Annotated in this window: 18 protein-coding genes and 1 riboswitch; of the genes, 13 read left to right on the top strand and 5 right to left on the bottom strand. The window is 35.9% G+C overall.

Annotation, left to right across the window (positions count from 1 at the left end; translation table 11 throughout):
• Positions 1-171: 171 nt before the first annotated feature.
• The 3 genes from NSQ95_RS19310 (at position 172) to rlmH (ending at position 2293) form a co-directional block, all read left to right on the top strand.
• Entirely contained in the window at positions 172-1392 is a 1221-nt protein-coding gene (locus tag NSQ95_RS19310) for a S1C family serine protease (RefSeq protein ID WP_340881224.1), read from the top strand.
• Positions 1393-1558: 166 nt separating this feature from the next.
• Positions 1559-1744: a CxxH/CxxC protein gene (locus tag NSQ95_RS19305; RefSeq protein ID WP_340881226.1), complete on the top strand. Its 186-nt coding sequence runs from the start codon at positions 1559-1561 to the stop codon at positions 1742-1744.
• Between the two features lie 69 nt (positions 1745-1813).
• Complete coding sequence (rlmH, locus tag NSQ95_RS19300; RefSeq protein WP_340881228.1) at positions 1814-2293, top strand: 23S rRNA (pseudouridine(1915)-N(3))-methyltransferase RlmH; 480 nt, start codon at positions 1814-1816, stop codon at positions 2291-2293.
• 569 nt (positions 2294-2862) lie between these two features.
• On the opposite strand, the gene NSQ95_RS19295 is transcribed toward rlmH, so the two are convergent.
• Complete coding sequence (locus NSQ95_RS19295) at positions 2863-3732, bottom strand: cation diffusion facilitator family transporter (RefSeq protein ID WP_340881230.1); 870 nt, start codon at positions 3730-3732, stop codon at positions 2863-2865.
• Between the two features lie 574 nt (positions 3733-4306).
• Here NSQ95_RS19295 and NSQ95_RS19290 point away from each other — a divergent pair.
• The 4 genes from NSQ95_RS19290 (at position 4307) to NSQ95_RS19275 (ending at position 7262) form a co-directional block, all read left to right on the top strand.
• Positions 4307-4975, top strand: a complete 669-nt coding sequence (locus NSQ95_RS19290; RefSeq protein WP_340881231.1) for a helix-turn-helix transcriptional regulator — start codon at positions 4307-4309, stop codon at positions 4973-4975.
• 392 nt (positions 4976-5367) lie between these two features.
• The gene (locus NSQ95_RS19285) at positions 5368-5796 is read left to right on the top strand and encodes a helix-turn-helix transcriptional regulator (RefSeq protein ID WP_340881233.1); all 429 of its coding nucleotides are present in this window, start codon (positions 5368-5370) and stop codon (positions 5794-5796) included.
• 3 nt (positions 5797-5799) lie between these two features.
• Complete coding sequence (locus NSQ95_RS19280) at positions 5800-6531, top strand: ABC transporter ATP-binding protein (RefSeq protein ID WP_340881235.1); 732 nt, start codon at positions 5800-5802, stop codon at positions 6529-6531.
• Entirely contained in the window at positions 6531-7262 is a 732-nt protein-coding gene (locus NSQ95_RS19275) for an ABC transporter permease (protein ID WP_340881237.1), read from the top strand. The genes NSQ95_RS19280 and NSQ95_RS19275 overlap by 1 nt, the downstream gene beginning before the upstream one ends.
• 747 nt (positions 7263-8009) lie before the next feature.
• On the opposite strand, the gene NSQ95_RS19270 is transcribed toward NSQ95_RS19275, so the two are convergent.
• Positions 8010-8471, bottom strand: a complete 462-nt coding sequence (locus NSQ95_RS19270; protein ID WP_340881238.1) for a staygreen family protein — start codon at positions 8469-8471, stop codon at positions 8010-8012.
• Positions 8472-8770: 299 nt separating this feature from the next.
• On the opposite strand from NSQ95_RS19270, the gene NSQ95_RS19265 reads away from it, so the two are divergent.
• Positions 8771-9211 (top strand): cell wall hydrolase, encoded by a 441-nt coding sequence (locus NSQ95_RS19265; RefSeq protein ID WP_340881239.1) that lies wholly within the window; start codon positions 8771-8773, stop codon positions 9209-9211.
• A gap of 127 nt (positions 9212-9338) precedes the next feature.
• Here the strand turns inward: NSQ95_RS19265 and NSQ95_RS19260 are convergent, their stop codons facing one another.
• Together NSQ95_RS19260 and NSQ95_RS19255 are read right to left on the bottom strand one after the other, a co-directional pair.
• Positions 9339-10073 carry a glucose 1-dehydrogenase gene (locus NSQ95_RS19260; protein ID WP_340881241.1) on the bottom strand — a complete coding sequence of 245 codons (735 nt, stop codon included), beginning with the start codon at positions 10071-10073 and terminating at the stop codon, positions 9339-9341.
• A 118-nt stretch (positions 10074-10191) separates the two neighbouring features.
• The gene (locus tag NSQ95_RS19255; RefSeq protein ID WP_340881243.1) at positions 10192-10821 is read right to left on the bottom strand and encodes a TetR/AcrR family transcriptional regulator; all 630 of its coding nucleotides are present in this window, start codon (positions 10819-10821) and stop codon (positions 10192-10194) included.
• Between the two features lie 420 nt (positions 10822-11241).
• Between NSQ95_RS19255 and ahpC the strand changes: the two genes are divergently transcribed.
• The 5 genes from ahpC (at position 11242) to NSQ95_RS19230 (ending at position 15819) form a co-directional block, all read left to right on the top strand.
• Complete coding sequence (gene ahpC, locus NSQ95_RS19250) at positions 11242-11805, top strand: alkyl hydroperoxide reductase subunit C (RefSeq protein ID WP_340881244.1); 564 nt, start codon at positions 11242-11244, stop codon at positions 11803-11805.
• A 243-nt stretch (positions 11806-12048) separates the two neighbouring features.
• Positions 12049-13602, top strand: a complete 1554-nt coding sequence (gene ahpF, locus NSQ95_RS19245) for an alkyl hydroperoxide reductase subunit F (protein ID WP_340881246.1) — start codon at positions 12049-12051, stop codon at positions 13600-13602.
• A gap of 112 nt (positions 13603-13714) precedes the next feature.
• Positions 13715-13761, top strand: a riboswitch (PreQ1 riboswitch).
• 124 nt (positions 13762-13885) lie between these two features.
• On the top strand, positions 13886-14386 hold the full coding sequence (queF, locus tag NSQ95_RS19240) for a preQ(1) synthase (RefSeq protein ID WP_340881247.1): 501 nt from the start codon (positions 13886-13888) through the stop codon (positions 14384-14386).
• Positions 14387-14557: 171 nt separating this feature from the next.
• Complete coding sequence (gene queC / locus NSQ95_RS19235) at positions 14558-15232, top strand: 7-cyano-7-deazaguanine synthase QueC (RefSeq protein WP_340881250.1); 675 nt, start codon at positions 14558-14560, stop codon at positions 15230-15232.
• Between the two features lie 47 nt (positions 15233-15279).
• Positions 15280-15819: a VUT family protein gene (locus NSQ95_RS19230; RefSeq protein ID WP_340881252.1), complete on the top strand. Its 540-nt coding sequence runs from the start codon at positions 15280-15282 to the stop codon at positions 15817-15819.
• A 132-nt stretch (positions 15820-15951) separates the two neighbouring features.
• On the opposite strand, the gene NSQ95_RS19225 is transcribed toward NSQ95_RS19230, so the two are convergent.
• On the bottom strand, positions 15952-16542 hold the full coding sequence (locus tag NSQ95_RS19225; protein ID WP_340881253.1) for a hypothetical protein: 591 nt from the start codon (positions 16540-16542) through the stop codon (positions 15952-15954).
• Between the last annotated feature and the right edge of the window lie 109 nt (positions 16543-16651).

Genomic DNA, 16651 nt, shown 5'->3' with positions numbered 1-16651 from the left:
AGCTTTTGGAGCTTTTTTATATACATAAATATGGTGAGGCAAGATTTCTCCTATTTTTTCTTTACTATTAGAGATATTTTTAATTTAATTTTAGATTATTTTCATTTAATTTTAATGTTTAGTGGGTAAAGTAAGCATACGAACATATTGTTTAATGAAAGGGAGAGTGCAATGGGTTACTATAATTCATATGGTCCTGAACAAGAACCACCAAAAGTAAGAAATAAGGATAAGAAAAGAGGAGCAGCAGGTTATTTCTTCAGTGGATTAGCAGGTGTCCTAGTAGGAGCACTTCTTGTTTGGTTTTTAACTCCTTCCGTTGTAAACAATTTACCTTCCCAAACCGAAGGGGAAGCCACGACAAGTAAAACAACTAAAACAGAGCAAATCAGCGTTGACATTACTACGGATGTAACCGGAGCTGTTGAAAAAGCCTCAGCGGGAGTAGTAGGCATTACCAATATCCAGTCGGTCAGAAACTTTTGGAGCCAAAGTTCCTCTGAGCAGGAGGCAGGCACAGGTTCAGGAGTTATCTACAAAAAAGCAGGAGGAAAAGCATATATCATTACAAACCACCACGTAATTGCAGGTGCCGAAGCATTAGAAGTTACATTAAAGGATGGAATAAAAGCAGAGGCAAAATTGGTCGGTAGCGATATGTGGACAGATCTTGCCGTCCTAGAAATAGACGATAAAGGTATTGAAACAGTTTTAGAGATTGGAAACTCAGATACATTAAAGCAGGGAGAGACAGTTATCGCTATTGGTAATCCTCTCGGCTTAGACTTTTATGGTTCAGTTACAACAGGTGTAGTTTCTGGTACGGATCGTGCCATTCCAGTGGATATCAATGAGGACGGGACAGTAGATTGGCAAGCGGAAGTTTTACAAACCGATGCGGCCATTAATCCTGGTAATAGTGGGGGAGCATTGATCAATTTAGCAGGCCAGCTTATAGGTATCAATTCGATGAAAATCTCCGAATCAACAATAGAAGGAATCGGCTTAGCGATTCCAGTAAACTCAGCGATGCCTATAATTGAAGACCTAGAAGTCAATGGTAAAGTAATTCGACCTTCTATGGGCATTACACTAATTGACTTAACAAATGTTCCAGCATTTCATCAACGAGATACTTTAAAACTTCCTGCAGAAGTAACTACGGGAGTAGTAGTAGACGAAGTATATGAAGGTACACCTGCTGCAAATGCTGGTCTAAAAACCTATGATGTCATCGTAGAAATGGATGGAGAAAAAGTTGAGAACTCCATCGATCTAAGAAAGCATTTATATAATGAAAAAGACATTGGTGACAGCTTGGATGTAAAAGTATATCGCCAAGGAGAAATAGTGGAATTAACATTAACTTTAGAGGACTCCACGCAGTTGTAGACATGTGGATAACTGAAAAGTGGTAACAAGAGTTTTACACAACGAGTAGGAAAGAAAAGCTTGTCTTTCCTACTCGTTTTTTCTTTGTTAAAATAGACTGTGGATAACAAAAGAAAAATTGTGTATAACTATGTTGAGTAATTTTAAAGAGAAAGGGAGTTAAATAGTGAGAATATTCAGTTGCGAAACCCATATAAATCACGCTTTAGATATATTTGTAGCAGAAGAAAAAACGTTCCCAATGATGGAGAAAATAAATGAGGAAAAACAGTTATCCACAAGTTGTACCTATTGTAATAGTTCTGCAATATATCTTGTGGCTCATGAAAATGATGACACAAGATGTAGATAACTATTGTGGATATGTGGATAAGTGATGTTAATAACTTGTTTGTAAATGAATTGTAAAGGTGGATAACCTGTGAATATACAAATTATATCAGTGGGGAAGCTTAAGGAAAAATACTTGAAAATGGGGATAGAAGAATATACAAAGAGACTTGGAAGCTACGCTAAAATGGAATTAATTGAAGTTGCAGATGAAAAAGCCCCTGAAAACTTAAGCGATGCAGATATGGAAATCGTGAAGAAAAAGGAAGCGAATCGTATTCTAGCAAAAATCGGAGCAGACACTTACGTCATTGCTCTAGCAATCGAAGGAAAAATGAAAACCTCTGAACAGCTTGCTGCGGATATAGAGTCATTAATGACCTATGGAAAAAGCAAAATTGCCTTTGTTATCGGTGGTTCTCTAGGATTGCATGAAGAAGTCATGAAGCGAAGCGACGAAAAGCTCTCCTTTTCCAAAATGACACTACCACACCAGCTCATGAAACTCGTTTTAGTGGAGCAGATTTATCGAGCATTTCGAATAATGAAGGGCGAACCGTATCATAAGTAAGTACGGTGTCTAAAAGACCAACTAAAACAACTATGTTTTAGTTGGTTTTATACTGTAATAAAATAAAAAGAATTGCGGGTCTAATATTATAAAAAAAGTCTTTCGATGGATAGGTTTAGCAATTATTAGTTTAATAGGGGTCATACTGAGTTTACTTTCATCCACAGATTTAATTAGCTCCTCCAATAGTAGGTTGAATACTAACAAAATTGATAAAAATATTAAAAAGCTTAGAAAGTTAAAGTGGTTTAATGACCTATATGTAGATGAACGACATCATAAAAGTTTCTTTATGAACGCGAAGGTAAGAAAATACCTATTCTAGTTACTCGTCTAAATAATAATCAAAAAGAACAGCAAAAGTTTATTCAACTTTTAGAAGATGTAGTAAAAATACGTGTTGCTAGTTTAAGAAAGCGCATGTAGATCTATCATAGAGAACCGTATCATAAGTACGTGAGGTTTAAGAGTACGTATGATAACTGCAGTTCAAACATCCATTTTCAAGTGTTCCAACTACAGCTACCATATTACAGGGTTTCAATTAGGCACTTCACTTTCTATTTCCACTACTTTACAATTTGAATTGTCATATGATGCACGTTAAATTCATCATGAAGTAATGTTTGAATTTTACGCAATACGACCTGTTCATCTACATCTTGTCCAACGCTTACATGACATGTTAATGATGGAAAATCAGATGTAATAGACCAAATATGAAGATCCGTTACTTTTATTACTTCTTTTACAGATAATATTTTTTCTTCAATTTTATCTGTATTTAAATGTTTTGGAGCCCCTTCCATTAAAATATGAAAAGAGTCGCGCGTTACGCGATATCCACTAAAAATAATTAAAACAGCCACAATGATACTAGCAATTGGATCGGCGATATTCCATTGGAAAAATAAAATAAGTAATGCAGCTGTAATCGCGCCAATAGAGCCAAGAATATCACCAATAACATGTAAAAATGCACTCTTTACATTTAAATTTTCATTATCACCATGATTTAAAATAAATGCTGCCACAATATTTACTACTAGACCGAGAACAGCTACTATTAGCATGCCTGTACTCGCAACAGTTGGAGGTGCTGAAAAACGTTTTACAGCTTCATAAAAAATATAGATAGAAATTGCAATTAACGTTAAACCGTTTATAAACGCTGCAAATATTTCAAAGCGTCGGTATCCAAATGTTTTTTGCCCTGATACAGCACGTTGACCAACAATAAGTGCTACATAGCTAAGCCCTAAAGCCGCAGAATCACTCAGCATATGCCCTGCATCTGATAAAAGTGCCAGGCTATTTGTCATAAACCCGCCAATAACTTCTACAATCATAAATGATGTAATGAGTAAAAACGTCCACATGATTACTTTTCGATTGTTATTTTCGCTTTGTTGTTGCCCATGATTATTATAATGCTCCATAATTCGAATACCCCTTCCTCGTTCAATTATGTCCATTTTAATCATTTATAAATCCTTTATTTCAGGCGCTGTGCATATCACTGATACGTATTCAAGTTGAAAATCCTTTAGCTTCCGACAATGCTTAAGATAACGCGCATACAACAGAGGATTATAAAGACTATATTTTACTAGCTGCAAAGGAAGCTGGAGCTTCGTTGGTTTTATCTTGAAGTGCTGTATAAAAACCGCCTTTAGCCATGTAACGGCGAACCGTATCATAAGTAAGTGCGGTTTCATAATAATCCTTAAATAGTATCTATATTTATAATTAATACTGAGGCATATTCAGATAAAATGAATATGTCTATTTTTTATTTCGTTAATTACAAAGGCAGAATTTCACCAATTTATAGGGGAAAAGATGTAAGGTTATGTCTTTTTACAATCGTTTTTAGCAAGCAATTAAAAAGCTTAGAAACGTTGATATATCAACATGACAAGAATCTTGTCGTTAAAAAATGAAGATGTGAATAGGCTTATCTAGCTATTTAGGTCAATCTAAAATAGTCTAATTTCTGAAAGGAGACGAATTATGAATTTATCGGGGAAAATAAAAAAGCTAAGAGCAGAAAATAAATTAACTCAAGAGCAGTTAGCTGAAAAGTTGAAGGTTTCAAGATCTACTATATCGAGCTGGGAGACAGGGAGAAGTTATCCTGATTTAGAAATGGTTATTGAAATTTGTGACTGTTTTAATGTTTCTTTGGATTTCTTACTAAGAGAGGATGAAAAAATGGTGAAAAAGTTGAATTTTGGTATCAAACAAAAAAGAATGTTGATATCATTGGTAGTTATTTTAGCTCTACTTTTAGTGAATACAGTTGTAAGTACTGTAACATTTGAAGCAAATCCTAAAAGCTTGGAAATAAGTAACGTTCATATGATTCGAGATCATAGTTATAATGGTGAAGATCCAAATAGAGACTGGAATACAACGATTAGTTTAGAAATGAAATCTAAAAATGTATTCTTTAAACCTATAGCGGATGAGTTTTTAGTTTTCGAAGACCATAGAAATTTGACAATGCAAACAAATTGGTCATTTAACATTTTTAATATTTTTGATACATATAGAACTGTCGAAGCAGACCAATCTGTTTTATTTAACGAAAACTTAGCAAATGATGAAATAACATTAAAATTACATGGAGATAAATCAAATAAAGTAATTACTTTTAGTATATCTGATATTAATAATTAATATACTCACAAAAACCGCACTTAGCCGCGTCACGAATATCCATCTGAGATGTTGATTAGTCAGCGTTTTAGGTGGTTATTTTAATTAAGGATATGTTGAATTTCAATGTTGATAAATGAGAGAAGATTTTAGGAGGTAATTAGTAGTAGAATTGCTTATCTTATTAAATAGTTGTAGCTAGCCTTAACGGAGGCTAGCGCTCTTTATTTAAATATTCAATTTTAACAGAGCTAATGGCTTAAAAATTTTGCAATTTGTTAGAATACGGTGTTTATTAATCACATCTACTTTCATCACACATTACGCTACGAATAGTAACATTATTGTTATACTCCGTTGGTAGAAATACGATTAAAATAGTGTTTATAATTACATATGAGAGGATGAAAAGTATGATTAATATGAATTTATGCTCGATGAGAAAACGTCATAACCTAACTCAGGAGCAATTAGCCCAAGAATTAAATGTTTCACGTCAAGTAATTGCAAAATGGGAAAAAGGCGAATCGACACCAGATTTACACCATAGTATGAATATTGCCAATTTCTTCGGAGTAACCTTAGATGCGTTAGTAAATCATAACCCAGAAGAAACAGGTGTAGATATTCCACCCAAAGGCCAGCATTTTTTTGGGACAGCAACAGTAGGGGAACGTGGCCAAATTGTAATTCCGAAAAAAGCCCGTGAGATTTTTCAAATTAACCCAGGTGATTCAGTCGTTATTATAGGGGATGAGGATCGTGGGTTGGCGTTAGCACCTGAAAAAATGATTAAACAGTTTTTAAATATGGTGAAAGCTCAGCAAAAAGAGGAGGAATAAAAAATGAGTGCTGCAATTGAACTTCACGGTTTATCAAAAAGCTATAAAGAAAAAGTTGCCGTTTCGCCGATGACACTTACGATTAACCAAGGCGAACTGTTCGGACTCCTCGGTGTAAATGGTGCTGGTAAAACGACTGTTATAAATATGCTAAGTGGCCTTACAAAACCGTCTACAGGAGATGCGCTTGTCCTTGGGCATTCCCTTAGTAAAGAGTTACCAGGTATTCGAAAATTACTCGCTGTCTCGCCTCAGGAAACGTCAATTGCACCAAATTTATCTGTGCGCGAAAATTTATTATTAATGGCACGTATTCACGGTTTTTCGAAGGAGAAGTCCTTTGAAAAAACGGAAGCTTTAATTAGCCAGTTTTCACTACAGCCTTACGAGCATCAACGTGGGAAAAATTTATCCGGTGGCTGGCAGCGAAAGTTAAGTATTGCCATGGCGCTAATTGCAAATCCTCAAATTTTATTTTTAGATGAACCTACTTTAGGGTTAGATATCATTAGCCGTCGTGAGCTCTGGGCAATGATTAATATACTGAGAGAGACGACGACAATTGTACTTACTACGCACTATTTAGAAGAAGCAGAAAGCTTGTGTGATCGTATTTGTATTATGAAGGATGGCGAAATAAAGGCACTAGGTACAGTAGACGAGCTCCTTACAACAGCAAGTAAAGAAAACTTTGAGGATGCATTTGTGCATTTCGTAACAGGAGGCGAATTATAATGAGGGCATTGGCATTTGCTGGACGTTGTACGAAAGAAATTGTACGTGACCCGATTTCATTATTTTTTGGTATAGCCTTTCCAATCATTTTACTGTTGCTTTTAACTGCGATTAATCGCAATGTTCCAGCAGAAATATTTAATATTGAACAATTGACACCAGGTATAGCAGTATTTAGTCTTTCTTTTATTGCTTTATTTGCAGCACAAACGTTAGCGAAGGACCGTTCTAGTTCTTATTTAATAAGATTGCTAACAACTCCAATGACAGCAAGTGATTTCATTATTGGATATACGCTTCCTTTAGGGATATTTGCTGTGCTTCAAAGTATTACTTGTTTTATAACTGCTTACTTTTTAGGTTTGGAACTATCTTTCAACCATGTATTTGCATTTATTACCTTACTCATTACATCTACTATTTTCATAGGAATCGGACTGTTATGTGGCTCCTTATTTAACGAAAAGGCAGCAGTAGGCTTATGCGGAGCTTTATTAACTAACTTAACAGCATTTTTATCTGGCGCATGGCTCGATTTATCGTTAATTGGAGGAGCTTTTGAAAAAGTCGCTTATGCGCTACCATTCGTCCACGCTGTTGATTTAGTTCGAGCAATTGTGGCAGAAGACTTTAACGCAATGTTTCCCCATTTATATGTTGTGGTAGTTTATGCAGCTGTCCTTTTTAGTCTTTCGATTTTTATTTTCAAATATAAAATTCAACAAAATTAATAGTTAATCAACTTACGTTACTTAAACGTAGGTTTTTTTATTTAAATTAATAGCTCTGTTAAAGTTGATTATTGAAATAGAAAGCGCTAGCCTCCATAACAGTGCTGAAAATAAAAAAATACGTTGCAGAAAAATAGGTTGAAGAGAGGAAACTAGTAATAGAAGTGTTCTTATAAAGTAGAAGAAAAAGAAGCTGTTATTTCTGAAGGAAATTGAGAATAATAAGTTATAAAAAAAGACCGCACTTAGCTACATTCGGAGAACCATACCATAAGAAAGTGGGAAAACCACTGATAAGCTGGTACCGATTTAACAGTATTATTATAACAATCATTAATGGAATAAAAATCCCCCCTTTAAAATGGGAAACCCTATTCAAGAAAAAGAAACAAAAAAGCAGCATCTCACAAGGAGATGCTGCGGTAGAATTCTTTGTTCCTAAAGAACTCTAATGGGTTTGGCACCCAATAATGCTAATTTGCCTAATCTAAAGTACCATTATTCGATGTCAACGAGAGTTGTTTATTACATATTTAATATAGCATAGTAAACCGTGATAACGTTACTAATTATGTATTCTGTGTATAGAATTCAATTTATACAGATCATACTTATTTAATAAGAGAACCACCAAAAATATTAATCCGACATGTTTTGGTGGTAGATTTAACGTAAACGAGTTGTATAAAGCCGTCCATAATAAGGGTGATAGGCATTCAATTATAAACAAACATAGAAGTTATTTGTTTATAATGAAATGGAGTAATTACTAAAAGTACCCCAAATCTCCTGTTTAAATAATGAAGGATAAATGGACATAAAGTTAACGATTATTAATGCATAATCCAATCTTGGATATAGGTCAAATAAAAACCGATCGCCATATCGAATCGTTGTTAATGCAAGTGGTAATTCGCGCCTAAAAACTTCATTCCGCTTTGTTGCTGCACTTAAGTCGTGATTTTCTTTATCTAGATATAGATATACGTTGTAATTTAAACTATTCCCTTGTGTTTTCCAAACGCCTAGTACTTCGTCTCTCATTTCAGTATTAATTTTATCCCATGCAAATTGTGTTCCAATTGTTAAGAATAATTCTCCAGTGAAATCAGAGTGAGTCAGTGTGTGACTTCTGGAAATGATGGGTCCCGTAGCTGAAACACCATCTCGATATTCAACAGTGAGTTTATCTGGATTTAACTTACTCATGCCACCAACTCCAATCGTTTTATTACCAATATGCTATTTTTTAGTTTGAGGTTGGTTAAAAGACACAGGTGTAAAGATTTTTTTAATTGGATGAGAAGAAGCAAAAAGGTTAGCAGGGACCAAATAGGCCAAGCTAGCCTTTTTCTAGTGTTATTAAATTTTGCAATAAACCTCAAAAGCGGTCTAATATTGTTGAGCTACGTTACTTAGTAGTTCTTAATAAAATAATGTGCAAGTTGGTAAAGGGGATAGAATGACATAATTCAGTTTTCTTTCATACAATACCTAGGGGTGAAAAAATGGCTAGAGTTAAATACCGAGATAAAGACATTGATCTCATGGCAAGGATGATGAGAGCGGAAGCCGAGGGTGAAGGGAAACAAGGGATGTTATATGTTGGTAATGTAATTGTAAACCGCGCTAAAGCTGATTGTTTGGACTTTAATGATGTAAGAACTATTGAGGATGTCATTTTTCAGGTACAAGGAGGAAATTATTCTTTTGAAGCCGTTCAAAAAGGTAATTTGTTTTATGAAAGAGCGAGAACTACTGAAAAAAAGTTAGCAAAACAAGCTTTGGATTATTGGAGAGAACACCCAGCGAAATATGCACTGTGGTATTTTAATCCATTCGGTCCTTGTCCTCCGACTTGGTATGGTCAACCTTTTTCTGGTCAATATAAAGACCATTGCTTTTATGAACCAGCAGCTGGAACATGCGAAAGCGTTTATATAGGCTAGTAAAAAAATCTCATAGATCCGCCGAGATAAACGATTCAAAAGTAAGTGCGATTATAAATTAAATAAAAAATAAGGTCGATTTTCTACGTTAATAGAAAATCGACCTTTTATTAGTTTATACATACTATTATTGTGCTGTTAATCCGCCATCGATTACGAATTCTGAACCTGTTGAGTAGCTAGACTCGTCAGAAGCTAAGAATAGTACCATATTAGAGACTTCTTCTGGCTGTGCAACACGTTTTAATGGAATGTGTTTAGCAAATGCTTCAACCGCTGCTTTTGTATCTTCTTGTACCACCATTGGTGTCGCGATTACACCTGGATGTACAGAGTTTACGCGAATGCCCATTGGCGCTAAGTTAATTGCAGCTGCTTTTGTCATACCACGTACTGCAAATTTCGTATCAGTATAACCTACTGCACCAGCAACTAAGCCGTTCATGGAAGAAATGTTGACGATTGAACCTCCACCAGCTTTCATCATGGAAGCAACTACAGTTTTCATACCTAAGAATACGGACACTTGGTTAATGTCTACGATACGACGGTATTCTTCTACTGTAATATCAAGCATATTTTTTGCCATCGTAATACCGGCATTATTTACTAATACATTTACTGGACCAAATGCTTCTTCTGTTTTAGCAATAACTGTTGCCCAATCTTCTTCAGATGTTACATTTTGTTTAACAAAAAGGGCATTTTCGCCTAATTCAGCTGCGAATGCTTTTCCTTTTTCTTCATTTAAATCTGTTAAAACAACTTTTGCACCTTGTTCAATGAATAATTTTGCATGTGCTGCTCCCATGCCTTGTGCAGCACCTGTAATAATTGCGACTTTACCTGTTAAACGACTCATGTAAATTGCCCCCTAAAATAGATTCATATAAAGTGATAGTTGACTATCACTTTTTATATTTACTAGTAAACAACTTTCTTGTTTGAATGTCAATTCAAATGTCCGTTGCTGTTACTTACTATGGTTGAATATAGCGTAAAAATACATCCTTCATCACCAAAAGCTGCTTGTCCGCAGAAAGTAACTTCGATAGGTTGGAATCATGCTTTGTTAGGCTTGATTTATAAGTAAAGATGCTAAAATTTTGCACCATTGTCATGACAAATACATCCAAATCAATTTCTGACCTTAACGAGCCATCCAGCTTGCCCTGCTCACTTATAGTTAATAAAACTCGGGCTAAATTGCTGCGTGCCGATAAATACTCAGCATATTGCTCCGGTGATTCTTCAGCTATCTTTTCATATAAATCAAAGGAATCGAAGTACTTTGCTAAACGTAACTGCGGATCCTTTATGATGCCCATATAATACTCTAAAATTTGCTCAATTTTTTCATATGCCGTTATAGGCTGTTCGATAATCTGCCCAATATCCGTGGCCATTTCATCTGTAATTGCATTCGTAGCCGCAATTATCAAATACTCTTTTTTAGGAAAGTAACGGAATAACGTTGCGATCCCAACTCCAGAAGCAGTCGCTACATCTTGCATTTGTACATGTTGGACGCCCTGTTCCAAGAATAAGCTCTTGGCAGTCTGGATAATGTTTTGACGGCGTTGGTGTTTTTGTTGTTCTCGTTTACTCATTATTAATAATCACTCCAGCTATTTTTCATAGAATGATTGTACCATGCTTTATAGGAAGTTTTCGGGTCTACAGAATGACTGCAAGACTTTTCTTAAGATTATGCGCTTGTTGGATAAGAGGACAAAATGACATGAGTCTTAAATGCAGATTAGTGTTGAAAACTTACCACAAGGAAGTGCTGTTAAGTAAAAGATTAAGGAATTCTAATCCTTTTCTTTTGACTTTTATTTTCTCAAAACGCAGTATGCCCATTTCTCTTGGACACTATAAATGTTGTAGAGTGGTATTGATAACGAACTATTTTCATACCTTAATGGTTGACTGAAAATCAAATGTATAGAATAATAAAACTATACATTAGAATTATTACAACATAATTTTAATACTTGATAGAAATAATACATAGGAGGCTATAAATCATGGCATTAATAGGTAAAGAAATTGCACCATTCGCTGCAAAAGCATTCCAACAAGGTGAATTCATCGACGTATCTTCTGAAAATTTCAAAGGCAAATGGTCAGTAGTATGCTTCTATCCTGCAGATTTCACTTTCGTATGTCCTACAGAGCTAGAAGACCTACAAAATGAGTATGCAACATTAAAATCTTTAGGGGTTGAAGTTTACTCTGTATCAACTGACACTCACTTCACACATAAAGCTTGGCATGATACTTCCGATACTATCGGCAAAATCGAATATATAATGATTGGTGATCCATCTCACACAATCTCTAAAGCATTTGATGTATTAAATGAAGAGGATGGCTTAGCAGAGCGCGGTACTTTCATCATTGACCCAGAAGGTATTGTACAAGCTTACGAAATTAACGCTGGTGGTATTGGTCGTGACGCATCTACGTTAGTAAACAAAATAAAAGCAGCTCAATATGTTCGCAACAATCCAGGCGAAGTTTGCCCAGCTAAATGGCAAGAAGGCGGCGAAACTTTAACTCCAAGCTTAGACCTAGTTGGTAAAATCTAAGTTTCTAAGCTATATAAACTAGAGCAAGATTTAAGCGGCAAGTGCCTGTTATGAAATTATTTTCAGACAGCCTTGTCGCTATTTTTTATTAGAATTATAAAGAAAAAAGAAATACGCGTATTAAAAAAAGATGAATAGAGGTGAAGGGCTGCTCGTTGAGAATAACAGATTGATTTATTATTGAATTATAGTTATTGAATTATCTGAATATAATATTTCATTATTTCAGCGACAGCGAAATTTATGCTAATAGATGCAAACTTAAAAGCTCAGTTACAACAGTACTTAGCATTATTAGAAGGTGAGATAGTTATCAAAGTAAGCGTAAGCGACGATAAAGTATCTAATGACATGCTTGAGCTTGTAACAGAGTTAGAAAATATGTCTCAGCTTATTACCGTACAACATGCATTACTAGAGCGTACTCCTAGCTTTAGCATTAATAAGGTGGGGGAGGAGTCAGGTGTAACATTCGCAGGCTTACCACTTGGCCATGAATTTACATCATTAGTACTAGCCTTATTGCAAGTTTCAGGTCGTGCTCCTAAGATAGATGAGGCTGTGATTAAACGCATTCAAGCCATTAAGAAACCTATGAAATTTGAAACGTACGTGAGCCTGACTTGTCACAATTGCCCAGACGTTGTACAGGCATTGAATATCATGTCTGTGTTAAATCCAAATATCTCAAACACAATGGTTGAAGGTGGCGCGTTCCAAGACGAAATTAAAGAACGAGACATTATGGCTGTACCCACTGTCTATATGAACGGTGAGAACTTCGGTGGTGGTCGTATGGAGCTTGAAGATATATTAAACAAGCTTGGAGAAGTGTCAGACGGGTCTGAATTCCAAGACGTTGAGCCGTTCGATGTATTGGTAGTTGGTGGTGGTCCGGCAGGTGCCTCTGCAGCAATCTACTCCGCTCGTAAAGGTATTCGTACAGGTATAGTAGCGGAGCGCTTTGGTGGTCAAGTAAATGACACATTGGCTATTGAGAACATTATTGGTACGAGAGCTACAGAAGGTCCACAATTTGTTTCAAGCTTAGAGGCACATGTAGCGGATTACAATGTAGATATTATGAAATCCCAACGAGTTACAAGTATTGCTCGTAACGAGATGGTAGAAGTAACATTAGAAAACGGTGCAGTATTGAAAGGAAAAACAGTTATTCTTTCAACAGGGGCACGCTACCGTCAATTAGGTGTACCAGGCGAGCAAGAATTTAAAAATAAAGGCGTAGCATATTGCCCGCATTGTGATGGTCCAATCTTCAAAGGGAAAGATGTGGCTGTAGTTGGCGGTGGAAATTCTGGAGTTGAAGCAGCAATTGACTTAGCGGGAATTGTGAACCATGTTTACCTATTACAACGGAATGCAGAGCTAAAGGCTGATACAGTATTACAAGAGCGTTTACATAGTCTATCTAATGTAACGGTTTTAACAAATGCCTTAACACAAGAAATTACAGGTACAGATAAAGTGAACGGGTTAACTTATTTGGATGTTGTGTCTGGTAAAGAAGAGCATATTGAGCTACAAGGGGTTTTCGTACAAATTGGTCTACTACCGAACACAGAATTTTTAAAAGGTATAATTGATTTAAATCAAAATAATGAAATCATTATTAATAAGCACGGTGCGACAAGCATGCCTGGCGTATTCGCAGCAGGTGACTGTACGGATACGGTATACAAGCAAATCATCATTTCAATGGGTTCAGGGGCAACAGCTGCACTTGGATCATTTGATTATTTGATACGTAACACGACGCCTCAATTAGTTAGTCGGTAATGCTTCATAAATTTCCGTCCTATCTAATAACGAGCCCAAAAAGTGTTATTTTTCAATTTGACATTTATCTCCACGTATTATATTATTTTTTTAGATAAATACCTGAAATTTTTCAGGAGAGGTTCATAGCAGATACCCTCTATAAAAAACTATGGATACATGACGAAAAAGCCATGTCCATAACTGGACATGGCTTTTTTGTTTTAATCCTGTAAAGTTTTATAGAAAATGTCTCAACCTCTCCTTGAAAAGATTTGGTATTACTTTTCAAGGGGGTTTTTTTATGTCTGGCCGAAAGTCAGCTGAAGGATTAGAAGATTTAACCTTATTAGGAAATCAAAAAGTGCAATATGCATTTAACTATGCGCCTGAAGTATTAGAATCAGTGGACAATCTACATTCTAATCGAGATTATTTTGTGAAGTTTAATTGTCCAGAGTTTACGAGTCTATGTCCAATAACGCAACAACCTGATTTTGCCACTATGTATATTTCATACATCCCAGATAAAAAAATAGTGGAAAGTAAATCGTTGAAGCTATACTTATTTAGCTTTAGAAACCATGGTGATTTCCACGAGGATTGTGTGAATATTATTATGAATGATTTAATCCAACTGCTAGATCCTAGGTATATTGAGGTTTGGGGGAAATTCACACCACGTGGAGGTATCTCCATTGATCCGTGGTGCAACTATGGACGACCAGGAACAAAATATGAGGAGATTGCGAGCTACCGTTTAATGAACCATGACCTTAATCCTGAAAATATTGATAATCGATAAATGGAATGGAATAGGAACTTCTTACTCCTAGACGATTACTTATAAATGAAAATTAATTAAATAAATCCTTGTTAGCAAGGAAGAGGTTATTAGCGACCCTCTTAAAAAAACTAAGATGAAAACAGCACTTCTCTTAGCGTGCTGTTTTTTCGTCGTGAAGGAGATTTATACATGAAACAGAGTAAAGCACTTATTGTATTTAGTGGAGGACAAGATAGTACGACTTGTTTGTTCTGGGCGATTGAAAATTTTGCAGAAGTGGTGGCCGTGACCTTTGATTATGGTCAAAGACATCGTCTAGAGATTGACTGTGCAAAAGAAATAGCAAAAGAGCTTGGCATCGAACATCATGTGCTAGATATGTCATTACTAAATCAGCTTGCAGCTAATGCATTGACACGCGAGGAGATAAAAATTGAAGAAAGGGCTAAAGGTGAGCTACCTTCAACATTTGTTCCCGGAAGAAATCTGCTTTTTCTTTCATTTGCTGGTGTCTTAGCTAGTCAGGTAGGAGCAAACCATATCGTGACAGGGGTTTGTGAAACAGACTTTAGTGGGTATCCCGATTGTCGTGACGTTTTTATCAAATCGATGAATATGACATTAAATTTATCAATGGATAGTTCCTTTGTCATTCATACACCATTAATGTGGATCAACAAGGCACAAACATGGGAGCTAGCAGATTCACTTGGTGTATTTGAGTATGTGAGAGAAAGAACTTTAACCTGTTATAACGGGATCATTGCAGATGGTTGTGGAGAGTGCCCAGCATGTAAATTACGTGAAAATGGGCTTGAGGAGTATTTAAATACTAAGCGAGAACTTGCGGAAAAGAATATATAAATGTTACTAGCCTTTACAGAGTTAGTGATATTTAAAGGAGAAGCATAATGAGAATATTATTGTATTTATTATCTATTGTTATTGCAAATGTGGTGACGGCTAGATTTGCACCGTTAGAGTTTGGCATGTTTATCGTTCCTATGGGGACGCTTTTTGTTGGAGCAACCTTTATATTTCGAGATCTTGTGCAAAATAAATATGGTAGAGCTAAAACATATTTATTTATCTTCTTAGCGTTACTCTTATCAGGGACTGCATCATTTGCACTTGGAGATACTTTAATGATTGTGGCAGCATCTGCTTTATCTTTTGTAATCGCCGAGACAGCAGATACAGAAATCTATACACGCTTAAAGTTACCAATGGCGTGGAGAGTTTTTTACAGTGGGATTGTGGGAGGTCTTCTTGACTCTGTTGTTTTTGTAATCGTTGGATTGAGTCCACTTGGAGCAGGATTTATACCGTGGGAAGCTGTGCCTGCAGCAATTGTCGGCCAAGTAGTTGTGAAAACAGTCATTCAAATGATAGGTGCCTTGATACTGAACCAAGGGCTTGCTCTGAAAGCAAGGCGTCTAAGGGAGGTATAAAGGATTAGGCTTAGCTTCTAGGCTAGGCTAGATTTACGAATAAAGAATGCATTAACGCGATTTTATATAAAAAAGAGCCGATTTAGGAGATATTCTTGAATCGGCTCTTTTGAGAGAGAAGAAAACAATAGTTTAGTGTTCATGTTTTTCCTCTTCTCTCTCTTTTTTTATTTCTTCTATTTGCTTCATCTGTTCGTGGTACTCGTTCTCCACATCTGAAGTAGCTGGGAGGAAGGATTCTTCGTTAAAGTCGATTCTCTTTCCGTATCGAATCATTTCATAAATAATCATGCCGTTGTTCGGTTTACCATTAGTCGTAATCATGGGTACTATATCAAATAACAAATAATAGAATGCGTAGAAAACAAAGCGATCCCAAAATGTTTTATATTCTGCAGCCCAGCCGTTGGCGATTAAGAAGTTAATGAGGAGGGCAATAATCAGGTTAACCAATATTGGTCCAGAATAAATGCTAACATAAGCAAACTTACTTTTACGCTTTAAGTCATCATATGAAAACCAGCTATACAAATGATAGTACTTGCGTATATCAATCATTCCAATTTTAAAGAGCCTGGGTCCGGAACCGATTGTGAGCCGTGGTTTTACTACTCCGAATAACCAGCTAACGATTAAATAACCGGATTCTCGCAGAAATACGACCACAGGCAAGATGATAAATGCAGAAATAATCAGTGACAAGAGGTCAGATAGTCCAAACATAAAAACATCACATCCTAAGCTCAACTCGTAAGTATATTAGATACCCAGAATAAAATATTTAAATCCTCCAAACATTAATTGGGAAATATTACATTGTGCTTTTTGACTT

This window comes from Psychrobacillus sp. FSL W7-1457 (genome assembly GCF_038593405.1).
Classification (GTDB): domain Bacteria; phylum Bacillota; class Bacilli; order Bacillales_A; family Planococcaceae; genus Psychrobacillus.
The sequence above is the reverse complement of the archived record's forward strand: the minus strand, read 5'-3'. Positions and strand labels throughout refer to the sequence as shown.

Coding starts and splice junctions, on each gene's coding strand:
- NSQ95_RS19310 (WP_340881224.1), top strand. CDS start 172: ATGGGTTACTATAATTCATATGGTCCTGAACAAGAACCACCAAAAGTA.
- NSQ95_RS19295 (WP_340881230.1), bottom strand. CDS start 3,732: ATGGAGCATTATAATAATCATGGGCAACAACAAAGCGAAAATAACAAT.
- NSQ95_RS19290 (WP_340881231.1), top strand. CDS start 4,307: ATGAATTTATCGGGGAAAATAAAAAAGCTAAGAGCAGAAAATAAATTA.
- NSQ95_RS19285 (WP_340881233.1), top strand. CDS start 5,368: ATGATTAATATGAATTTATGCTCGATGAGAAAACGTCATAACCTAACT.
- NSQ95_RS19280 (WP_340881235.1), top strand. CDS start 5,800: ATGAGTGCTGCAATTGAACTTCACGGTTTATCAAAAAGCTATAAAGAA.
- NSQ95_RS19275 (WP_340881237.1), top strand. CDS start 6,531: ATGAGGGCATTGGCATTTGCTGGACGTTGTACGAAAGAAATTGTACGT.
- NSQ95_RS19270 (WP_340881238.1), bottom strand. CDS start 8,471: ATGAGTAAGTTAAATCCAGATAAACTCACTGTTGAATATCGAGATGGT.
- NSQ95_RS19265 (WP_340881239.1), top strand. CDS start 8,771: ATGGCTAGAGTTAAATACCGAGATAAAGACATTGATCTCATGGCAAGG.
- NSQ95_RS19260 (WP_340881241.1), bottom strand. CDS start 10,073: ATGAGTCGTTTAACAGGTAAAGTCGCAATTATTACAGGTGCTGCACAA.
- NSQ95_RS19255 (WP_340881243.1), bottom strand. CDS start 10,821: ATGAGTAAACGAGAACAACAAAAACACCAACGCCGTCAAAACATTATC.
- ahpC (WP_340881244.1), top strand. CDS start 11,242: ATGGCATTAATAGGTAAAGAAATTGCACCATTCGCTGCAAAAGCATTC.
- ahpF (WP_340881246.1), top strand. CDS start 12,049: ATGCTAATAGATGCAAACTTAAAAGCTCAGTTACAACAGTACTTAGCA.
- queF (WP_340881247.1), top strand. CDS start 13,886: ATGTCTGGCCGAAAGTCAGCTGAAGGATTAGAAGATTTAACCTTATTA.
- queC (WP_340881250.1), top strand. CDS start 14,558: ATGAAACAGAGTAAAGCACTTATTGTATTTAGTGGAGGACAAGATAGT.
- NSQ95_RS19230 (WP_340881252.1), top strand. CDS start 15,280: ATGAGAATATTATTGTATTTATTATCTATTGTTATTGCAAATGTGGTG.
- NSQ95_RS19225 (WP_340881253.1), bottom strand. CDS start 16,542: ATGTTTGGACTATCTGACCTCTTGTCACTGATTATTTCTGCATTTATC.